The following is a 20,792-nucleotide window of genomic DNA, read 5'->3' as shown; positions in this document are numbered from 1 at the left end:
CCCACCGTCTGAACGGAAGCGGACGCCGGTCGTACAGACCTACGAGAGCCGATGTTCCGCCAGTTCACCCGCTCGTTCGACCTGCCCGCGTCCGTCAAGAAGATCCTCCGCCCCCTCGTCGCGTGGGCCGCCATGGCCGTCCTCGCGGTCGCCAACGGCGTCTTCCGAGAACTGGCGATCATCCCCCGGATCGGCGAGTACCCCGGCCACGTCGTCAGCACGGCGCTTCTCGTCGCTGCGATCCTCGCGGTCGCGTACGCCTACTTCGCCCGAACGCCGGACGCGTACACGGTGCGGGAACTCGCGGCGATCGGTCTCGGGTGGATGGTCATGACGGTGGGGTTCGAGTTCCTCGTCGGGTACGCCGAAGGGACCCCGGTGTCGGTGACGCTCGACCAGTACGACGTGCTCGCGGGGCAGGTGTGGATACTCGTGCCGGTGACGCTGGTGGCCGCGCCGCTGCTGTTCGGGCGGTCGCGCGGGAGGGACGCCGGGGGAGGGGGAGACGGCGCTGTCGCTCAGGGAGCGAAGTGAACGGGAGATAGGCGTCTGTCGGCGTTACTCGTCGAGGAGGACGGCGTTGACCTGCCCGGTCTGGCCCGGACGGGACGTGACGCGGGCGTTCCCCTCGCTCGTGGCGATGACGGCGCCCTTCGTGATGATGTTCCGGCGGACGTAGTTCACATTCGAGGGGTTCTCCTCGACGCCCTCGATGTCGGCCTCGACGGTCTCCTCGCCCGTGGCGACCTGCGCGACGTTCGTGGAGAGCGCGCGGGTCTTCTCGTTGGTGCCGCGCGAGTCGATGACGCGGAACCGCGGCTCACCCACGGTCGTCTCGGCCGGTTCGCGACCGAGTTCGTGGCGCTTCTTGTTGCTGGAGGGTCGTCGGAGGCCGCCGGTCCGCTTTCGCTTCCTGCGTCCGCTCTGGTCTTTCATAGCGGGATAAATCCCGTGCGGCTACTTGAATCGCTCGAATCGAACCACACGCCCCCTCGCGGTCGTCCGCGGCGTCGTCGTCGATCCGGTCAGACGCCGCCGCCCTCGTCGATGTCTTCGATACCGGCGTCGGTGATCCGGAAGCGTGCGGAGCCGCCAGCGGGTTGGGAGCGGTGCTTCTCCAGCGTCGCTCGACGGTTGCCGCCGCGGAATCGTTCGAGCCGCAGGATGACGCCCGTCCAGTGTTCCAAGGTGTTGCCCCCGAGCGGGCGGTCGCGGTCGGCGTCGGGGTCGGTGAACACCTGGTTAGTGACGAGCACGCCGAGGTCGTGTTTGCGCGCCAGCGACAGCAGTTGCGTGACGTGCCGGGCGACCTCGCGGACGGACTCGCCGCCGCGGGAGTCCTCGGTGCGCTCCAGTCGGTAGAAGCCGGTGGCGGAGTCGAGGACGATCAGGTCGACGCCGTCGGCGAGGTCGGCGGCGTCTTTCACCGCCTCGCCCTGTTCGGCGAAGCTCATCGCCTCGCTGACGACGAGGCGGCCCGCGACCTCCTGGACGGGTACGTCGGTGCGCGCCTCGGCGATGTCGCGGAAGCGGACCATCGAGAGGTCCTCGGAGTCGATGTACAGCACGGAGCCGCCCGCCGCGGCGACCTCGACGGCTGCGGTCAGCGCGAGGTTCGTCTTCCCCGACGCCGGCGCGCCGTACAGTTGCGTGACGACGCCTCGCTCGATTCCCCCGCCGAGGAGGTCGTCGACGGCCGCGCTGCCGGTCGTGAGGAACTCGGACACGGTCGGGGGTGCGTCGCCACCGGGCAAAAACCTCCCGAGACCGGCGTGGCTCAGCGGATGCCCGCGTGCCTCAGCGGGGACCGAACTCGAAGCCGTCGCCGTCGGTCATCGCAACGCCCGACCCAGTCTCAGCACCGGTCGACGTGTCGTCGAGCGTCCCCGCAGCGTCGTCGGCGTCGTCGGTGGCGGTGGCGGCGAGGCCCGCTCCGTCGACGGCTGACTCGTCGACCGCGTCGACGAGATCTTCGTCGACGTCGTCGACGTCGAAGCGCTCCACCAGCGCGCGGAGGTCCTGGACGCGGTCGGAGAGCCGCTCGGCCGCCTCGCTGACCTGCGTGACCGCGGCGGCCTGCTCCTGGGCCGCCGCCGCGGCGTCGTCGATTTCTGCGCTCGTGTCCGCGCCGATGTCGGCCACCTCCTCGGCCATCGTGACGACCTCCTCGGTGGTCGCCGCCTGGTCGTCGGTCGCGGTGTCGATGGACGCGACCGCGTCGTTCGTGTCGTCGATCCGGTCGCCGACGGACTCGACGGCGTCGAGCGCCTCCTCGACGACGTCGACGCCGTCTTCGACGACCGCCTCGGTCGCGGTCATGTCCGCGGCGGCGGCCTCGGACGCCTCGCGCAGCGTCTCGATGCGGGCGGCGATGTCGTCGGTGGCCGCGCTCGTCTCCTCGGCGAGCGTCTTCACCTCGCTGGCGACGACGGCGAAGCCGTCGCCCTCCTCGCCCGCCCGCGCCGCCTCGATGGAGGCGTTGAGCGCGAGCAGGTTCGTCTGCTCGGCGATGCCGTCGATCAGGTCGACGACCTCGGTGATCTCCGCCATCTCGTCGGCGACCTGTTCGACCTCCGCGGCCGTCCGCTCGGTGTGGTCGGCGACCTCGTCGAACGCCGCGAGCGCGTCCTCGGCGGCGTCGCCGGCGGCGTCCGCGCTGTCGGCCGCCTCGGCCGAGAGCGACGACACGTCGGCGGCGGTGGCGGCGATCTCCTCGACGGTCGCCGACAGGCCGCTCATCTCGCCGCTCACTTCGTCGAGGCGCTCGGTCTGCTCGTCGCTGGCGCCGGCCACCTCCGTCATCGCGTGGCTGACCGACGCGCTCGCGTCCTCGATCTGGTCGGCGCCCGTGGCGACGGCGGTCGCGCGGCCGTCGGCCTCGTCGGCGAACGCCCGGACGGTGCCGACCGTGTCCTCCAGGTCGTCCACCATCCGGTTGAACGAGACGGCGATCTCTCGGAGCCCCTCGTGGTCGGAGTCCTCGTCCAGCCTGACGGTGAGGTCGCCGTCGGCACACCGGGCCATCGCGTCACCGTACTCGTCGGCGCGGCGCTCCAGCGACTCGGCCATCGCCTCGGCCTCGGCTTTCGACTCGGCGGCGCGCTCGCGCTCTGTCCGGACCTGCGAGAGCGTCTCGTCGAGGTCGTCGCGCATATCGCCGAACGCACCGTACAGCGTGCCGATCTCGTCGATCCGGTTCGACGAGACGGACACGTTGAGGTCGCCGCCACCGAGTGCGCGAGCCCGTTCGCTCAGGTCGTCGAGCGCGTCGCCGGTCGGCTTGGCGATGAGCACCCCCGCGACGAGGAAGCCCACGATCGCCGTGGCGACGAGGAGGAGGATGTTGCGCTGGATCGACGAGGCGAGCACGTAGGCGTTGTCCGCTGGAGCGTGGGCCGCGATGACCCACGATGTTCCGGGGACGCGGACGTACGAGACGACCAACTCGGTGTCCATCGCGTCCTCGATGCCGGCGTCCTCCGTGACGACCTCGTTGCCGTCGATGGCGCGCTGGAACGCCTCGCTGTCGGCGCCGAGGTACGCGCGACCGACCGCACCGGCGTTCTCGGCCATCAACACGGTGCCGTCACGGGCGACAACCTGCGTGAACCCACCCTCGACCGGTTCCTGGAAGGTCGCCGCGATGTCGCTCACGTCGGCGACCAGCACGACCGCTCGCGTCGGCGCCGACGGCACCGAGCTGACGAAGCCGATCATGGTCCCATCGTCGGTCTCGTACACGTCGGACATGGCCGTTCTGTCCGCCGACGCGGGCGCGGTCTCGGGTGCCCACGCGAGACGCGCCGCCGACAGCGACACCCCTTCACTGTCCGGGTCGCTCGACGCGAGCACGCGGCCTGCCTCGGTGTCGACGTAGTGGATCGCGTGGACGTCGTTCGGGAGCGAACGGAGTTCAGAAACGAACACCGGTCGCAGTTTCGCCTCGTTTCCCTCTCGAACGTCCTGGTACTCGGAGATCATCCGGGTCGCCGTCTGCCGATTCTCGATCCACTCGGCGAGTTCGCCCGCCTCCAGCGACGTCACCGTCGCCATCTCCGTCTCGACGCTCTGGTGGATCTCGTCTGTCGACTGACTCACGGTGAACGCGCCAACCGCACCGACGGCGACGACGAGCACCAGCAGGACCGTCGCGAACTTTCTGACAATCCCTCCTCTGATCGCGTCCGGCACGAGGCGGGCCCCCACCCCGGTGCGTGATCTATCAGTCATCTTGATCCGAGCTAACCGATTCGACGTTTAATGCTAACCACCCGAATATCATCGCTGATGGGTGGAAGAGTTCCTTCTTGTAACCGGAGAACTCACGTGCATGGTCAGGCGTCACGGTCAAGCCCGCGAACGTCCTACTCGGGCCGAGTGATCGTAGTCGCGACCGACGACTTCGCCCTGTACCACGCCGCGGTGGCAGCGCTCCGCGACCGGGGAGCGACGTTCACTACGCTCGAACCGGGGGCGGCCCTCCCCGAGCGCGCGGAGGCGGTCATCTCCGCGCCCCACGACCGGGTGAGCTACCGCGACGAGCCAGTCGCCCACGTGACGACGACCGCCGACGACGCGCGGGCCGGCGTGGAGGAGGCGCTCGGCGGCCTCCGCGAGGGCGACGGCCGCGTCGTCGTCGGTGTCGACCCGGGCGACCAGCCGGGGATCGCGGTCGTGTCCGGCGACACCGTCGTCGCGGCGTTCCACGTCCCGCTGGCCGACGCAGTGCCCACGGTGCGAGCGGAAGTCGCCGACGAACCCGACGCGCTGGTGCGGGTGGGCGACGGCGACCGACTCCGGAGCGCGCGCATCGTCAACGCCTTGGACGACGTGGCGGTCGAGTTGGTCGACGAGTCCGGCACGACGCCGACGCTCGGCCGGGGCGCCGCCGGCAAGGGGATGGCAGACGTGCTCGCGGCGGTCAACATCGCCCGCATGGAGGGGGAGGCAGTCGAGACGCGCGACGTGGAGCCGACGCCCGGAGAGATTCAGCGGATCAAAAACGAGTCGCGCGACGCCTCCGGTGGCGACCTCACCATCGGCGACGACCTCGCCCGGCAGGTCGCGCTCGGCGAGGTGACGCTGGCGGACGCCGTCGCCGAACAGCGGGCTGGTGGCGACGGAAACGGCGAACCCGACGACGAGGAGTGACCTCAGTCGTCGCCGACGAAGACCGTCTTCACGCGCGCACCGCAGGTCGGACAGCACAGCGTCTGCCAGGTGTCCGCATCGAGGCCGCCCATCGTCTCCGTCCGAGTGGCATCGCTCTCGGGGAACTCGGCGCCGCACTCGCCGCAGGTGTAGGTGTCGCCCGAGGCGGTCACGCGTCGTCCCCGTCGTCACCGGCGTCCAGTCGCTCCCGGACCACCGTCTCCGCCCGGCGCAGGACCTCCCGCACGGGGCGACCCGTCTCCCGTGCGACCGCGGCGGCGTCGTCGTACTCGGCGCTCACGTCGTACACCGCGCCGTCGCCGTCGCTGGCGACCTTCACGGGGACCTCGTAGCTGTCGCCGCCGAGGTCGAGCGTCGCCGTCTCGAACGAGCGCTCGGCGATCCAGCGGTGGCTCGCGCCGCCCTCGCGTACCCCGAGCGTGCCGGTCTCTGCGGCGAGTCTGCGCGCGACCCGGTCGGCGTCCTCGGGCTTGCAGATCACCTTCACGAGGTGACCCGGGCGGGACTTCTTCATCGTCGCCGGCAGGATCGACACGTCGCGGGCGCCGGCGTCCGCGAGCGTCTCCTGCAGGCCACCGAGCACCTCCGGGGCGGCGTCGTCCAGGTTCGTCTCCAACACGGCCACGTCGTCGCGGACGAGACCGCCGCGCTCGGCCTCGCCGACGACCGCGCGCAAGACGTTCGGTCGGTCGGGGAACGTCCACCCGCCAGCGCCGTAGCCGGATTCCTCGACCCGCAGCGATGGGAGCCGCTCGACGCCCTCGGCGAAGTGTGCGAGGACCGCCGCGCCCGTCGGCGTGAGCAACTCCGCGTCGACGGGGCCGCCCCGCAGCGACCAGTCGGCGCGCTCGGCGACCTCGACGACCGCCGGCACCGGCACCGGGTAGACGCCGTGGCTGAACTCCACCTCGCCGCCGCCGGTCGCGAGCGGCGTCGTCACCACCCGGTCGGCGTCGAGGTCGTCGAACAGCAGGCACGCGCCGACCACGTCGGCGATGGCGTCGTCGGCGCCGACCTCGTGGAAGTGGGTCGAGGACAGGTCCGACCCGTGGACCGACGACTCGGCCTCGCCCAGGATCTCGAAGGTGGCGAGCGCGTCCGCCCGGACGGTGTCCGGAATGGACAGCCCCTCGACCAACTCGACCACCTCCGCGTACGTGCGCTGGGGACCGTGCCCCTCCGCGTCGTGGCCGTGGTGGTCGTGCGTGTGAGCGTCGTCGCCGTGGCCGTGTGAGTGGTCGTGGTCGTGTGAGTGGCCGGCCCCCTCGTCGTGGTCGTAGCCGTGGGCGTCCTCACTCGCGTCGTGGGGGTGGTCGTGGTCGTGTCCCTCGCCGCCGTGGTCGGCGTCGTCGTGGGCCTCGTCGTCGGCGTCGAGGTGCCGGACGCGTGCGCGGGTGCTGGCGATGCCGTTGCGGTCGACGGACTCGAACTCGTAGCGGACCGGGAGGGCGTCCTCGACGGGCGCGAGGACCTCGGGGTCGGCGCCCGCCGCGACGAGCGCGCCGAGGATCATGTCGCCGGCGGCGCCCATCCGGCCGTCGAAGGCGATCGTACGCATGGTCGACCGATCGCGGGCCGGCGACAAGTCGCTACCGCCACAGCGGCGACTCCTCTCGACGCCGGTGGTGTTTTCAAGACGGACGCCATACCGTGCGATAGACTAGCACGTAATGCGACCGTGCGGACGGCGAGTGGGAGCGACGTTCCGGCCCGACGACACGCAACGGAGGGCTTAACCGCCGTCCGGACGGACGTATTGCGAACGAACACCTGTCCATCCATCATGAATGAAGTCCAACTCGAAGTCGCGAAGGCGTACCCGAACGACTCCGGGAGAGGGATCGCCCGCCTCGACCCGGACACCCTGCTGCACTTAAAGCTCTCCCCCGGCGACATCATCGAGATCGAGGGCGCCGAGACCACCGCGGCGAAGGTCTGGCGCGCCGACCGGCAGGACTGGAACACCGACACCGTCCGCATCGACGGCTTCACGCGCCAGAACGCCGACGTGGGCATCGGCGAGCGCGTCACCATCCGCAAGGCGGAGGCGAAGAAGGCAGAGAAACTGACGCTCGCGCCGCCGGAGGAGGCGTCCGTGCAGTTCGGCTCCGACGCCGCGGGCATGGTGAAACGACAGATCCTCAAGCGCCCGGTCGTCGAGCGCGACATCGTCCCCGTGATGTCCTCCACGAACCACCCGTTCATGCGCTCGCCCGGGCAGGCGATCCCGCTCATCGCCGTCGACACCGAACCGGAGGGCGTCTGCCTCATCACCGAGGACACCGAGGTCGAACTCCGCGAGGAGCCGATCTCCGGGTTCGAGAAGACCGGCGGCGGCATCACCTACGAGGACATCGGCGGCCTCCAAGGCGAGATCCAGCGCGTCCGCGAGATGGTCGAGTTGCCGATGAAGCACCCTCAGATCTTCAAGAAACTGGGGATCGAGCCGCCGCAGGGGGTCCTCCTCCACGGGCCGCCCGGCACCGGGAAGACGCTGCTGGCGAAGGCCGTCGCCAACGAGACCTCGGCGAGTTTCTTCTCCATCGCCGGGCCGGAGATCATCTCGAAGTACTACGGCGAGTCCGAACAGCAACTGCGTGAGATCTTCGAGGACGCGAAAGACGAGTCGCCCTCCATCATCTTCATCGACGAGTTGGACTCCATCGCGCCCAAGCGCGAGGACGTGACCGGCGAGGTCGAGCGCCGCGTCGTCGCCCAACTGCTGACGATGATGGACGGGTTGGAGACGCGCGGACAGGTGATCGTCATCGCGGCGACGAACCGCGTCGACTCCGTCGACCCAGCGCTGCGTCGCCCCGGGCGCTTCGACCGTGAGATCGAGATCGGCGTCCCCGACGAGGTCGGCCGCAAGGAGATCCTCCAGATCCACACCCGCGGCATGCCGCTGTCGGACGACGTGGACCTTGACCACCTCGCCGACGAGACGCACGGCTTCGTCGGCGCCGACATCGAGAGCCTGACGAAGGAGGCGGCGATGAAGGCGCTCCGGCGCTACCTCCCGGAGATCGACTTGGACGAGGAGGACATCCCGCCGAGCCTCGTCGACCGGATGATCGTCAAGCGCAACGACTTCCAGGGCGCCCTCGCGGAGGTTGAGCCCTCGGCGATGCGGGAGGTGCTCGTCGAACTCCCGAAGGTCACCTGGGAGGACGTCGGCGGGCTCGACGACGCCCAACAGCAGGTGAAGGAGGCCGTCGAGTGGCCGCTCACGACCCCCGAGAAGTTCGACCGGATGGGCATCGAGGCGCCGAAGGGCGTCCTCCTGTACGGCCCGCCCGGCACCGGGAAGACGCTGATGGCGAAGGCCGTCGCCAACGAGACGAACGCGAACTTCATCTCGGTGCGCGGGCCCCAGCTCCTGAGCAAGTGGGTCGGTGAGTCCGAGAAGGCGATCCGGCAGACGTTCCGGAAGGCCCGGCAGGTGTCGCCCACCGTCATCTTCTTCGACGAGCTCGACTCGTTGGCGCCCAGCCGCGGGCAGGAGATGGGGAACAACGTCTCCGAGCGCGTCGTCAACCAGCTCCTGACGGAACTGGACGGCCTCGAGGAGATGGGCAACGTGATGGTCATCGGCGCGACGAACCGCCCGGACATGATCGACCCCGCGCTCATCCGCTCGGGCCGGTTCGACCGGCTCGTGATGATCGGCCAGCCCGACGAGGAGGGGCGCGAGCAGATCCTCAAGATCCACACCGGCGACACGCCGCTCGCGGCGGACGTGAGCCTGCGCGAACTCGCCGAGCGCACCGACGGCTACGTCGGCTCCGACCTGGAGTCCATCGCCCGCGAGGCCGCCATTCAGGCGCTGCGCGAGGACGACGACGCCGAGGACGTGAACATGCGCCACTTCGAGCAGGCGATGGAGAACGTCCGGCCCACCATCTCGGAGGCGATCATGGACTACTACGCGGACATCGAAGAGCAGTTCAAGGGCGGCGGCACCGACAGCCTCCGCACCGACCGGAGCGGCCGGATCGGCTTCCAATGAACCTCTTTTAACGGGGTCCTCGCGCGCCTTCGGCGCGCTCGAACCCCGTCAAAACCCGTTCATGCTGTCGGATTCTACGAATCCGACTGCTGACGGGAAATCTTCGATTTCCCGTAATGCCAAAAGGCCGCTCGTTCGCCAGCCTCTGGCTGGCTCACTCGCGGTACAGTAACTGGTGACAGTGAACCCCCACCGACCACCGTATCGAGAGCCAAGCGGGCGGTTGCGGAACCACTACGTGTCGCACCGCGAGCGAGGGCGGAGCCCGAGCGAGCGGCTTTTGGCATGAACGGGTTTTCGCCGAGCGGTTCCCGCAGCGCTCGCCTCCGGCGAGCGCGAGGAAACCCGAGGCGAAAAGAGGTTCAGTAGATCAGTTCGTCGTTGTTCTCGATCATGTACAGCGTCCGCGCGGCGATGTTGACCGCGTGGTCGCCGACGCGTTCGAGGTCGCGGATCGTCAGCAGGAGCCGCGAGACGTCCGCCATCAGCGCGTCGACGTCCTCCTCGGTGACGCCCTCGCGCTCGATGAGTTCGAGCATCACGGCGCTGGAGGCGTTCTCACACAGTTCGTCGACGTCGTCGTCGTCCGCGGCGACCGCGAAGCAGGCGTCGGCGTTCTCCTCGGCGTACGCGGTCATCGCGTCGTCGAGCATGTCGAGGGTCGCCTCGCCGATGCGTTGGACGTCGACGTCGGAGAACACGTCGCGTTCGGCCTGCAGGGTGTGTTCGCCGAGGTTCGTCGCGAGGTCGCCGATCCGTTCGAGGTCGGTGATGATCTTGAACGTCGCGGCGACGAAGCGGAGGTCGCCCGCGACCGGCTGCTGGAGGGCCAGCAGGTCGATGCAGTCCTGTTCCAGTTCCAGGTACAGCTGGTTCACCTCGGCGTCCTCTTCGATGACGCGATGTGCGAGCTCCTCGTCTTTTTCCGCGAGCGCGTCCATCCCCATCCGGAGACGCTCGGCGACGATCTCGCTCATGTAGAGCACGTCGTCGCGGAGTTGCGTAAGACGTTCCTGATACTTCTCTCTGGGCATATGCTTGGGTGTCCCGCCGTGAGGTGTAAACCTTCGGCTTCAACCGACCACGACGCGTCACCGACACACCGCCCCGAAGATCGCGCCAGGCCTTCATGTAGTCGCCGTTCGTAGTCCACGTATGCACAGACGGCGGTTCCTCCGCGTCGGCGTCGCTGGACTCGCGGGGATCGCCGGCTGTTCGTCGGCTGGGGACGGCGGGAGCCGGACGGTGAACCCCGCATTGCGCGAGACGCCGACCGACACGCCCACACCGACGCCCACCGCGACGCCCGAGCCACCGGCGTACGGCGCCGGGGAAGCCGACAGTTTGGAGCGGGCGCGCTCGGTTCACGTGCGAAATCGGTTCGTCACCCCGCAGTGGATCTCCCTCCAGATCGCCGAAGGCGGGCGGACCGCCGTCGAGCGGACGGTGCGCATCCCCCCAGCGGATCGTGTCTCGCTCGACGGCGTCATCGCCGCACCCCGACGGTACGCCGTCACGGTCCGGACCACCGACCGCCGACGCGGGGAGTTCGAGTGGGCACCGGGGCCGGGCGACGGCGACCTCGAAATCGACCTCGGCACCACGATAACACCCCGCGACAGCTACCCGCCCTCGACGGCGCCGAAGTTCGTCGTGGGAACGACCGACCCCGGGTTCGTCGCCGGCGCCCCGTCGACGACCGAGGTGGTCGTGGACACGCCCGCGGAGGGCGGACGCGTCCGCGTGACCGCCTCCGACGGCGAGGGATCCGCAGGGGTCGACCTGCGCGTGCCGGCGGCGTCACGCGTCCCGATCCCGTTGTCGCTTCCCCGCGGGGAGGTGTCGGTCGCCGTCGAGACCCGCAAGGGCACGGACCGCCACGAGTGGGTCCCCAGCGAGGACGGGGCGCTGGTGTGTCTCAACGACTCCCCGCCGCGGTTGGTGTGCGACCTCTTGATCCGCGACCTCCTCTTGGAGAACGACACCGACGACGACGCTGGCGTCGACGTCGAGGTGGTCGCCGACGACGCGAGCGTGTTCGACTGGCGCCTCTACCCGGCCGCCGGCGGGAGCGTCCGTATCCCGACGGTCGTCCCCCCGGCGGGACGCTACGTCGTCGCCGTCGAGCGCGGCGACGACGTGATCCGGCGGCGCCTCCGCCGCTGTCCCGCTCGCGGCCCCCTCGTCGTCCGGCTAACCGACGACGGGGTCGATGTCGGCGCTCGCCCCGTCGAGTGACTCCGCCCGCCGAGGGACTCCACCTTCGGAGAGACTCCGGACCGCTCGGGAGCCGGCAGTACGGCACCCCATCGACCGCACGTGGGCGGGTTCAGGTAGCTCCAGTGTGTAGGGAGTCCATGCAGCGACGGGTGTTCATCTCGACCGCCGCCGCGGGGCTGGCGGCCCTTGCCGGCTGTTCGACCGAGACCGGCGGCGGCGACCGGACGGTGAACCCGGCGCTTCGCGGGACGCCCACCGCCACGCCGACGCCGACGGCGACACCCACCCCGTACGGCGCCGGCGCGAGCGACGCACTCACCGCGGCGAAGGACGTCGTCGTCGGCAACCGGCGACTGGACGCGGTCCGACTCCGACTCCGCGTGCGCGACGGCGACACGACCGCCTTCGACCGGACCCTCGGGGTGCCGGGCGGCGCCGAGACGCGGGTCGCCGGCGTGGTCGGTGCGGCGCGGACCTACGCGGTCGTCGCGACGACGGCGGACGGCCGCAGTCTCCGGACGGAGTGGACCGCCAGCGACGCCGGCGGCCACCTCGGCGTCGACCTCGGGGCGACCGTCGACGCGTTCGACGTGTTCGACCCGGGACGCGCGGTGGAGTTCCTCGTCGACGACGCGGGTGCCGACGGACTCGTACCGGAGTCCGGCGGATCCGCGCTCCTCGTCGTCGACAACCCCGGACCAGCACGCCGAGTCACGCTGGCGGCGGACACGGGCGGGGAGTCGACCGACGCGACGCTCGACGTGCCGCCGGTGGCCCGGCTCTCCGTGCCGGTGTCGGTCCCCAGGTCGGCAGTCCGCGTCGTCGCCCGCGTCGACGAGGGGGCGACCGCGGCGACGTTCCGGTGGCAGCCACTGGCCGATGGCGCGCTCGTCCTCCGACTCGACGAGACGCCGCGCTTTCTGTGTGACCTGTTCGTGCGTGACCTCCAGGTGCGCAACGACCGCGACACGGCGGCGACGGTGGGGGTCGCGCTCACAGCCGACGGCGAGGCGCGCTTCGACCGGTCGTTCACGCTCCCTGCCGGAGACACCCGTCGCGTCAGCGGCATCGTCCCTCCCGCATCCGGGTACGTCTTCCACGTCACCGTCGACGGCGTGACCGAACGGGTCGACTGGGCCGTCTGCCCACCCGTCGGACCCGTCGTCGTGGCTGTCACCGACCGCGGCCCCAGTGTGACGGTTCGGCCGACGGTGCCTGACGGGTGACCACGAGTCGGTGTGGATCGGCTCATAGATATATAGAGCAGAATTGAGCAATATTGCTCTGGACACACATCGAGTTTCGTTCGTCTCGTGGCGACAAGTTCGGGCGTGATCGCGGTCGAGTCTCCGATATATTGGCCGATGCCGCCTATCGATCCGGTGTCGTACCTCGTCGAGTTCCTCGTGGTGTGTCGGGGCGGGGCGGACCGGCGCAGGGAAATATATAGAACACCGGTAGTTTTAATCTACGGTCCGCCGGAGTACGGCACGATGGTCGAGACACGGAAGGTGCAGGTGACCGGCGGGTCGACGTACACGGTGTCCATCCCGAAGGACTGGGCGACCGACAACGGCGTGAGCGCGGGCACCGAGGTCGAGTTCTACCCCGAAGGCGACTCGCTGTTTCTCACACCCGTGAGCGAGGAGGAGCGAACCGAGGGGACGCTCGACATCGGCGACTTGACCGGCGATCAGCTCACTCGCGCGGTGATGACGATGTACGTCTCCGGCTTCGACGTCATCGCGCTGGAGGCCGCCCGGATCACCAACGACCAGCGCCGGACGATCCGCGACTCCGTCCAGAGTCTCGTCGGCCTGGAGGTGCTGGAGGAGACGCGCGACCGCGTCGTCATCCGCGACCTGCTCGACTCCTCTGAGCTGTCGATCCACAACGCCGTCACCCGGATGCGCCTCATCGCCGTCTCGATGCTCGAGGACGCCGTGGACGCGCTCACCGACGCCGACGAGGACATGGCGCTGGACGTGATCCAGCGCGACGACGACGTCGACCGCCTGTACATGGTCGTCTCGCGCATCTTCCGCGCGACTCTGCGCACCCCGAAGGCCGCCGAGGACATCGGCCTCTCGCGGGAGGTGTGCTTCGACTACCACTCCAGCGCCCGCCAACTGGAGCGGGTGGCCGACCACGCGACGAAGATTGCCCACCTCACGCTCGAACTCCTCGGCAGCGACGAGGCCAACGCCGCCGGCGGCGAGGTGCCCGCCACGGCCGCCGACGGCGACACCACGCTCCCCGACGAGTTCGTCGAGGCGTTGCAGGCGCTCGACGAGGAGGCTCGCGCGGTCGTCGACCAGGCGATGGAGGCGCTGTTCGCCGACGACAGCGCCGAGGCGACGACGCTGGCGAACGAGGCCCGCGGCGAGGTCCGCGGCGTCGACCAGCGCGCCCGTAAGATCGACGAACTCCTCCGCGGCCTCGACCCCGCACAGGCGCAACTGCTCGGACTCATCGTCGACTCCGTCTCCCGCGCCGCCGACTACGGCGGCAACATCGCCGAGACCGCCCTCCAGAAGGCCGCACCGACGCCGTAAGCCGGCGTCTGCAACCGGCGACTCGTTCTCTGCGGTCTACCGCTCGTACCCAGCCAGCGACGCGAACACGTCGTCGCCGTCGGCGACGGCCTCGCCCAGCGCCTGCACGCCCGGCTTGTCCGCCCGGGCGGGGTTGGCGTACACGCGAACCCGCTGCGTGCCGAGCGACACGAACCCGGTGCCGAGTCGCTCGGCGGTCGCACGCAGGCCGAGTCCCGCGTCGGCGTCGCCCGCGAGGACGCGCCGCGCTGGCGACTCGTGGGCGCGGACGGCACGGTCGAAGCCGTCGACCGCCTCGGTCACCTCGCGGCGGGCGGTCCCGCGCTCGTCGGCCAGGTCCGCCAGCGCGTTCGAGAGGTCGGTGCGCAGCCCCGAGTTCGAGTCGCGGTTGACGAACCGGAGGTCGCGGTCGACCAGATCCGCGAGGCCCGTCACGTCGTCGGGGTTGCCGGCGGGGACGACCAGGCCCCACTCGCGGTGCCACTCGCCGACGACCTCGGCCGGGGCCGGTGCAGCGTCGCCGGTGGGGTCCGGCGCGGCCACCGGGTCGCGCCCGGGGTCGCCGGCGACGACCGCCGCGTCGGGCACCCCGTCGCGCAGGCGGCGCAGGCCCTCGCGGGAGCCGAGCGCGAGGTAGCGCGGGCGTTCGACGCGATCCAAGAGGCGCGACAGCGCGGGGTCGTCCTCGCCGACGGCGAACAGCGTCGGCGCGCGCACCTCCGGCGAGAACAACTGCACCTCGACCGGCTCTCCGGCGGCGAGGTACTCCGTGTCCGGGTCGACGACGACGACGCCGTCGGCCTCGACGAGACTCGTCGTCGCGCCCGACCCCTTGTCGACGGGGTAGACGAGCGTCGCTCCCTCGGCGTCCTCGACGAGTCCGGCGGGCATCAGCCGCATCCGGCCCTCCGAGTAGCGCTCTTCGACGGCCATCCGGCCCGTCGCGGTCGCCGTCGCGGGCTCCGGTTCGCCCGCGGCGCGGCGGACCGCCGGCGCCACGAACGTGCGGAAGATGGTGAGCGCCGACACCGGGTACCCCGGGAGGCCGACGTACGCCGAGTCGCCGACGCGTCCGACGAGCATCGGCTTGCCGGGCTTGACGGAGACGCCGTGGAGGAGCAACTCGCCGCGTTCCTCGATGACGCGGTAGATCACGTCCACCGCCGACGCGGAGGTCGACCCCGACGACAGCACCAGGTCGCACTCCTCGCTGGCCTCGACGAGCAGGCGCTCCATCTCGTCGTAGTCGTCGCCCGCGTGGGGGTACAGTCGCGCCTCGCCGCCGGCCTCCTCGACGCCCGCGGCGATAGTGTAGCTGTTCACGTCGTAGATCTGCCCGCGCTCGCTGTGGAGGTCCTCGCCCGGACGGACGAGTTCGTCGCCGGTCGAGACGATCCCGACGGTGGGACGCCCGCGGACGGGCACCTCGTCGACGCCGAGCGCGGACAACAGTCCGATCTCACGGGGGGTAATCGCCGTGCCGGGACCGAGTGCCCGTCCACCGGCCGCGATGTCGGCGCCCGCGAACATCACGTGGTCGCCGGGCGCGACCGACGTTCGGATCTCGATGGCGTCGCCGCCGTCGTCGCCCCCGCCCGCGAGTTCCGTCGTCCGCTCGACCATCACCACCGCGTCTGCGCCGTCGGGCATCACGGCGCCCGTCGAAATCTCCGCGCACGTGCCCGACTCGACGGTCACCGTCGGCTCGCTGCCGGCGTGGACCGCCCCGATGAGGTCCAGCGTCGCGGGGTCGGCCTCGTCGGCGCCGAACGTGTCGCGGGCGCGCACCGCGTAGCCGTCCATCGAGGCGCGGTCGAACCCGGGCACGTCCATCTCGGCGTCGATCCGTTCGGCGAGCACCCGCCCGCGCGCCTCCCGGAGCGGAACCGTCTCCGGGTCGGGCACGAGGTCAAGCGAGGCGATGGCCTCGTGCGCCTCGTGCGGCTCCGCGAGATCGCGGAACTCCTTGCGGTCGCTCATTCGTTCACCTCCCACAGCTCCACGTCGACGTGCTCGCCGGCGTCGAAGCCCTCCCGCGACTCGGGGACGACCACCCAGCCGTCCGCGAGCGCGACCGACGACAGCATCCCGGAGCCTGAGGCGCGGGTTGGCGTCGCCTCCGTCCCGTCGTCGCCCGCAGCGAGACGAACCCGAGCGAACGTCCGCACCCCCGGCTCCGAGGACACCTTCCGTGTGAGCGTCGCCCGCCGCGTCGGGTGTGGCTCGTGCGGGAGCGAGCCGATCTCACGGAGCACCGGCCGGAGGAACTGGACGGCGTTGACGATGCACGCGACCGGGTACCCCGGGAGCATCACCACGGGCGTCTCCTCGACGACACCGAGTGCGACGGGGTGGCCGGGCTTCAGCGCGACGCCGTGGACGAGCACCTCGCCGAGGTCGGCGATCACCTCCGGGATGAGGTCGCGCTCGCCGACGGAGGAGCCGCCGGTGGTCACGACCACGTCGTGGTCGAGGTCGCGCTCGACGGCCCCGCGCAAGGCGTCCTCGTCGTCGGTGACGATGTCGCGGTACGTCGCCTCGGCGCCCCACCGCTCGGCGAGTCGCGAGACGGTGAGGCCGTTCGTTTCGATCACCTCGCCCGGGTCGGGGTCGGCCTCGACCAACTCCTCGCCGGTCGGGATCACCGACACGCGAGGCGGCTCCGCGACCGCCACCTCGTCCATGCCGACCGACTTCAGCAGGCCCAGATCCGAGGGCCGGAGCCGGTGGGGTGGCTCGTACAGCGACTGCCCCTCCGCGACGTCCTCGCCGACGGGTCCGACGTTCTCCCCCTCGGCGACGGCGTCGAACACCTCTACCTCCGACCCCACCTCGTCGACTTGCTCGATCTTGACCACCGCGTCGGCGCCCGGCGGCAGTTCGCTCCCCGTGTGGACGCGCACGGCTCCCTCGGGCCCGACCTCGTCGTCCTCGACGAACAGCACCGCGGGTGAGCGCGCGGACGCCCCGAACGTGTCTTCTGCGCGGACGGCCCAGCCGTCCATCGCCGCGCGGTCGTACCCCGGCACCGGCGTCGGCGCGGCGACCGTGTCGGCGACGCCGCGACCGTCCGCCGCGGTCAGCGGCACCGTCTCGGTCCGGCCGTGGGGCGTCGCCGCCGCGAGGAGGCGCTCGCGCGCGGCGGCGACCCGGGTCCGCTCCTTGAACCCGGAGCGTGTGCGGTCGTGACTCATACCGTATCGGTCGTCGCGGTGTCGTAAAAAGGCCAGCAGTCGTGGTGGGCGCTACTCCCGGCCACGTGCCCGCGAGCGTCGGCCGCGGCCACCCAGCAGTCGCCGGAGGCGACCGCCGAGCGCCCGCGCCGTCGCGAGTGGACGGAGCGGAACCGGGGCCTCGCGGCGGGCGTCTGGCGGCACCCGCGCGTGCAGCGACACCACCGCTGCGTCCGGTTCGACTCGAACCGCCGGTTCGACCTCGACCTCTGGGTCCGTCGGCGTCTCGCGGTCGCCCTCCTCGGCGCTCTCGTACATACCTCACCCCACCGGCGGCGGGTACAAAAACCCACGGGAGACACTAACACGCATGGATCGGGGCCAGCCACCGCGGCCTTTTTCGACGCGCCGCCCCTTACCCCGTCCATGTCGAAGCTACGCGAGGCCCTCCGGGAACTCCCCGAGCCGGTGTTCGCCGATCTGCTGGAGAGCGACGACGCGTACCTCCTCGTCGTCGACCTACCGGGAGCCAGCGCGGAGACGACGGACGTGCGACTCGAACGCGGTCGCCTCCAGATCGAGGCGCGCCGGGAGAAGGCCGCCGACCCCGAGTTCAGCTACGTCGAGGAGGACCGCCCGCTGTTCCTCGACGCGGAGATTCCGCTCCCGCCGGACGCGACCCACGAGAACGGCGAGGCGGAGATGGACCGCGGCGTGCTGACGGTGCGGCTCCCGAAGCGCGTGGCCGCACCCGAACACACCATCCCGGTGTCGGACGCGTAACCTGGGTGGTCACGCTGGTCTCACTGCGAGCGTATCGGCGGTTCCCCGTCGTCATCTACCGGTTCCTGCCGCTGATCGTCGCGTACCTCCGCGACCACAAACGGTTCCTCGTCGTCGGTCGGTCCCGCGAGGTGACCCGCGAGATGCGGCTCCGGCGCGCGGAGGTGCTGCTCGATACGCTGCTCACGCTCGGGCCGACGTTCATCAAACTCGGCCAGATCCTCTCGACGCGTCCCGACGTGCTCCCCTCGGCGTACATCGAGGTGCTGTCCTCGCTCCAAGACGACGTGCCGCCGGCGCCGTGGCCGGAGTCGAAGGTCGTGCTGGAGGACGAACTCGGCCCCGTCGACGAGGTGTTCGACGAGTTCGACAGCGACCCCATCTCCGGCGCCAGCCTCGGCCAGGTGTACGTCGCCACCTACGAGGGCGAGCAGGTCGCGGTGAAGGTGCGCCGCCCCGGGATCGAGGAGTTGGTCGAGGCGGACCTCACGATCATCAAGTGGTCGGTGCCGTTCCTGACGCGGTTCGTCGGCTCCGGCCAGGCGTTCTCGCTCGACAACCTCGCCGAGGAGTTCGACAAGACGATCCACCAGGAGATGGACTACGCCCGCGAGCAGCGCGTCCTCCGGGAGATCCGGGCGAACTTCGAGGGCAACGACCGCGTGCGCATCCCCGAACCGAAGGCGGGCGCCTCGGGTCCCCGCGTGCTCACGATGGAGTACCTCCCGGGGACGAAGATATCCGACACCGCCGCGCTCGACGAGATGGGCATCGACCGCACGGAGTTGGCGACGACGCTCCAGCGCGTCTACCTCCAGATGATCGCCGAGGACGGCGTGTTCCACGCCGACCCCCACCCCGGGAACCTCTCGGTGACCGAAGACGGGAAGATCATCTTCTACGACTTCGGGATGTCCGGGCGCGTCGACCCGTTCATCCAGGAGAAGATCATCGACTTCTACATCGCCGTCGCCAACCAGAACATCGACGGCATCCTCGACGCCTTAGTCGAGATGGGGACGCTGTCGCCGGAGGCCGACCGGGACGTGATGGCCGAGGTGATGGAGTTGGCCATCGCCGACGTGCGCGGCGAGGACATCGAGCAGTACCGCGTCCAGCAGGTGATCGAGCAGGTGGAGTCGACCATCTACGACTTCCCGCTGCGCCTCCCGCAGAACATGGCGCTGGTGCTCCGGGTCGCCACGGTCGTCGAGGGCGTCTGCGTCACGCTCGACCCCGACTTCGACTTCATCGAAGTGGCGACCGACTACCTCACCGAGCAGGGGTACCTGGAGGACACCGCCCGCCGCCTCGCCGGCGACGCCGCCCAGCAGACCCGGCGGACCGCGCAGGCGCTGTTCACGGTGCCGCCGAAGTTGGACGACGTGCTCACCACGGCCCAGCGGGGCAATCTGGAGGTGAACGTCACGCTGAACGACGAGAACGACGTGCTCGAACGGCTGGCCAAGCGGATCGCCTACTCGATCCTCACGGCCGTCGGTGGGCTGTCGGCGGCGATCATCTACTCGTTCAACGGGTCGCCCGACTCGATGCTCAACGTCTACCTCTCGGTGGGCATCGTCGTCGCGACGCTGCCGATGGTGTTCTTCCTGTACCGCTCGTTCACGAAGGACCGCCGCGGCATCCGCGCGCAACCGCAGTTCACCCGCCAGAACCTCAAGGAGCGGCAGTCACAGGACGCCGAGGAGGGCCCCGGCACCGTCGACGCGATGATGCCGGGTGCGGTGAACCAGGCCGGCGGCGAGGGGGGAGACGAGGGCGACGAGACCGCTCCGACGGCCGACGGCGGACGCGACCTCCGCGAGCGCCGTCGTGGGCGGCGCGACTGGGACGACAGCGGCGTCGCCATCGGCGTCGACGACGAGCGCGAGAAGTAGCCGCGCGCTCGTCGTGAGTGTCGTGAGGGACGCCTCAGGGGTCCCCGTTCAGGCCAACTCGTCGATGATCGCGTCGGCGACCTTCATCGGTTGTTCGTGCTGGACCCAGTGGGTCGCCTCCTGGAACGTCGTGAGTCGGCCGTCCGTACAGTAGTCGACGGAGTCGTACGCCATCCGGCGCTTGAGGAACTGGTCGTGGACGCCCCAGATCACCCGCGTCGGCACCGTCACCTCGTCGGTCGCGGGTGTCGGGCGGCGCCGTGCGGCGGCCCGGTACCAGTTGAGCATCGCGGTGAACGCCCCCTCGCGCCCCCACGCCGCGCGGTAGCGGTCGAAGTCCGCCGTCGAGAACGTGCCGGGCATCGACGACTCGCGCAGCATCGTCACCGGGAGGCGCCAGTTGCCCGCCCGGATCACCGCCTCGGGGAGCTTCGGCACCTGGAAGAACAGCGCGTACCCCGAGCGGAGCAGTTGCGTCGGGTCGCCCGAGAGCGTCCGGCGGATCACCGTCGGGTGGGGGGCGTTGACCGCGACGAACGACGAGAGACGCTCTTGGTGGTGGAGCGCGAGCCACCAGCCGACGACGCCGCCCCAGTCGTGGCCGACGACGGCGGCGCTGTCGCGGTCGTACGCGTCGATCAGACCGACCACGTCGGCGGCGAGTTCCTCGATCCGGTAGGCGTCGACGCGCCCGGGGCGCTCGCTCCGGTTGTAGCCGCGCTGGTCGGGGACGACGACGCGGTACCCCTCGTTGACGAGCGGCCGGATCTGGTCGTGCCAGCCGTACCAGAACTCGGGGAAGCCGTGGAGCAAGACGACGAGGTCGCCGTCGACGGGGCCGGCTTCGACGGCGTGGAGGGTCCGACCGTTCGCCTCGACGAACGTGGACTCACCGGGCACGTCGGCCGGGAGGTCGTCGGGCTCGCGGGCGGCGCGAAGCGTCGTGGGCATGGTCGCCCGTACGCGCCCGGGGGGCAAAACG

Annotated in this window: 17 protein-coding genes and 1 pseudogene; 8 read left to right on the top strand and 10 right to left on the bottom strand. The window is 70.5% G+C overall.

Features of this window, described 5'->3' with window-relative positions:
• Positions 1 to 51 precede the first annotated feature (51 nt).
• A complete protein-coding gene (locus P0R32_RS04790; RefSeq protein ID WP_276238812.1) occupies positions 52 to 534 on the top strand; it encodes a hypothetical protein in 483 nt (160 codons plus the stop codon).
• 24 nt (positions 535 to 558) lie between these two features.
• Here the strand turns inward: P0R32_RS04790 and P0R32_RS04785 are convergent, their stop codons facing one another.
• From P0R32_RS04785 to P0R32_RS04775, 3 genes are all read right to left on the bottom strand, one after another.
• The gene (locus P0R32_RS04785; protein WP_276238811.1) at positions 559 to 936 is read right to left on the bottom strand and encodes a 30S ribosomal protein S8e; all 378 of its coding nucleotides are present in this window, start codon (positions 934 to 936) and stop codon (positions 559 to 561) included.
• A gap of 89 nt (positions 937 to 1,025) precedes the next feature.
• On the bottom strand, positions 1,026 to 1,727 hold the full coding sequence (gene radB / locus P0R32_RS04780) for a DNA repair and recombination protein RadB (protein WP_276238810.1): 702 nt from the start codon (positions 1,725 to 1,727) through the stop codon (positions 1,026 to 1,028).
• A gap of 70 nt (positions 1,728 to 1,797) precedes the next feature.
• Positions 1,798 to 4,230 carry a methyl-accepting chemotaxis protein gene (locus P0R32_RS04775; protein WP_276238809.1) on the bottom strand — a complete coding sequence of 811 codons (2,433 nt, stop codon included), beginning with the start codon at positions 4,228 to 4,230 and terminating at the stop codon, positions 1,798 to 1,800.
• Positions 4,231 to 4,377: 147 nt separating this feature from the next.
• Between P0R32_RS04775 and P0R32_RS04770 the strand changes: the two genes are divergently transcribed.
• Complete coding sequence (locus P0R32_RS04770) at positions 4,378 to 5,151, top strand: hypothetical protein (protein ID WP_276238808.1); 774 nt, start codon at positions 4,378 to 4,380, stop codon at positions 5,149 to 5,151.
• 2 nt (positions 5,152 to 5,153) lie between these two features.
• On the opposite strand, the gene P0R32_RS04765 is transcribed toward P0R32_RS04770, so the two are convergent.
• Positions 5,154 to 5,324: a hypothetical protein gene (locus tag P0R32_RS04765; protein ID WP_276238807.1), complete on the bottom strand. Its 171-nt coding sequence runs from the start codon at positions 5,322 to 5,324 to the stop codon at positions 5,154 to 5,156.
• A complete protein-coding gene (gene larC, locus P0R32_RS04760) occupies positions 5,321 to 6,730 on the bottom strand; it encodes a nickel pincer cofactor biosynthesis protein LarC (protein ID WP_276238806.1) in 1,410 nt (469 codons plus the stop codon). Before larC ends, P0R32_RS04765 begins: the two co-directional genes overlap by 4 nt.
• Positions 6,731 to 6,955: 225 nt before the next feature.
• Here larC and P0R32_RS04755 point away from each other — a divergent pair, with 225 nt between their 5' ends.
• Positions 6,956 to 9,181, top strand: a complete 2,226-nt coding sequence (locus P0R32_RS04755; RefSeq protein WP_276238805.1) for a CDC48 family AAA ATPase — start codon at positions 6,956 to 6,958, stop codon at positions 9,179 to 9,181.
• Positions 9,182 to 9,543: 362 nt separating this feature from the next.
• Here the strand turns inward: P0R32_RS04755 and phoU are convergent, their stop codons facing one another.
• On the bottom strand, positions 9,544 to 10,215 hold the full coding sequence (gene phoU, locus P0R32_RS04750; protein ID WP_276238804.1) for a phosphate signaling complex protein PhoU: 672 nt from the start codon (positions 10,213 to 10,215) through the stop codon (positions 9,544 to 9,546).
• Between the two features lie 121 nt (positions 10,216 to 10,336).
• Here phoU and P0R32_RS04745 point away from each other — a divergent pair, with 121 nt between their 5' ends.
• The 3 genes from P0R32_RS04745 (at position 10,337) to P0R32_RS04735 (ending at position 13,956) form a co-directional block, all read left to right on the top strand.
• Positions 10,337 to 11,419 carry an Ig-like domain-containing protein gene (locus P0R32_RS04745; RefSeq protein WP_276238803.1) on the top strand — a complete coding sequence of 361 codons (1,083 nt, stop codon included), beginning with the start codon at positions 10,337 to 10,339 and terminating at the stop codon, positions 11,417 to 11,419.
• Between the two features lie 119 nt (positions 11,420 to 11,538).
• A complete protein-coding gene (locus tag P0R32_RS04740; RefSeq protein ID WP_276238802.1) occupies positions 11,539 to 12,627 on the top strand; it encodes an Ig-like domain-containing protein in 1,089 nt (362 codons plus the stop codon).
• Positions 12,628 to 12,894: 267 nt separating this feature from the next.
• Positions 12,895 to 13,956 (top strand): phosphate uptake regulator PhoU, encoded by a 1,062-nt coding sequence (locus P0R32_RS04735; RefSeq protein ID WP_276239357.1) that lies wholly within the window; start codon positions 12,895 to 12,897, stop codon positions 13,954 to 13,956.
• A 36-nt stretch (positions 13,957 to 13,992) separates the two neighbouring features.
• Here the strand turns inward: P0R32_RS04735 and P0R32_RS04730 are convergent, their stop codons facing one another.
• Genes P0R32_RS04730 through P0R32_RS04720 form a run of 3 tightly spaced genes read right to left on the bottom strand, consistent with a single transcriptional unit; the run spans position 13,993 to position 17,447 of the window.
• On the bottom strand, positions 13,993 to 15,936 hold the full coding sequence (locus tag P0R32_RS04730) for a molybdopterin biosynthesis protein (RefSeq protein ID WP_276238801.1): 1,944 nt from the start codon (positions 15,934 to 15,936) through the stop codon (positions 13,993 to 13,995).
• Complete coding sequence (locus P0R32_RS04725; RefSeq protein ID WP_276238800.1) at positions 15,933 to 17,150, bottom strand: molybdopterin molybdotransferase MoeA; 1,218 nt, start codon at positions 17,148 to 17,150, stop codon at positions 15,933 to 15,935. Before P0R32_RS04725 ends, P0R32_RS04730 begins: the two co-directional genes overlap by 4 nt.
• 51 nt (positions 17,151 to 17,201) lie before the next feature.
• Complete coding sequence (locus P0R32_RS04720; RefSeq protein ID WP_276238799.1) at positions 17,202 to 17,447, bottom strand: hypothetical protein; 246 nt, start codon at positions 17,445 to 17,447, stop codon at positions 17,202 to 17,204.
• 108 nt (positions 17,448 to 17,555) lie between these two features.
• Here P0R32_RS04720 and P0R32_RS04715 point away from each other — a divergent pair, with 108 nt between their 5' ends.
• Together P0R32_RS04715 and P0R32_RS04710 are read left to right on the top strand one after the other, a co-directional pair.
• Entirely contained in the window at positions 17,556 to 17,912 is a 357-nt protein-coding gene (locus P0R32_RS04715) for an Hsp20/alpha crystallin family protein (RefSeq protein WP_276238798.1), read from the top strand.
• Positions 17,913 to 17,917: 5 nt separating this feature from the next.
• Positions 17,918 to 19,609, top strand: a pseudogene (locus P0R32_RS04710) (ABC1 kinase family protein); the annotation flags it as partial.
• A gap of 249 nt (positions 19,610 to 19,858) precedes the next feature.
• On the opposite strand, the gene P0R32_RS04705 reads toward P0R32_RS04710, so the two are convergent.
• Positions 19,859 to 20,761, bottom strand: a complete 903-nt coding sequence (locus tag P0R32_RS04705; protein ID WP_276238797.1) for an alpha/beta fold hydrolase — start codon at positions 20,759 to 20,761, stop codon at positions 19,859 to 19,861.
• Positions 20,762 to 20,792: the final 31 nt, after the last annotated feature.

Source organism: Halobaculum marinum (assembly GCF_029338555.1).
GTDB lineage: Archaea > Halobacteriota > Halobacteria > Halobacteriales > Haloferacaceae > Halobaculum > Halobaculum marinum.
Note: the sequence above shows the minus strand (reverse complement) of the source record. Positions and strands in the feature narration are given on the sequence as shown.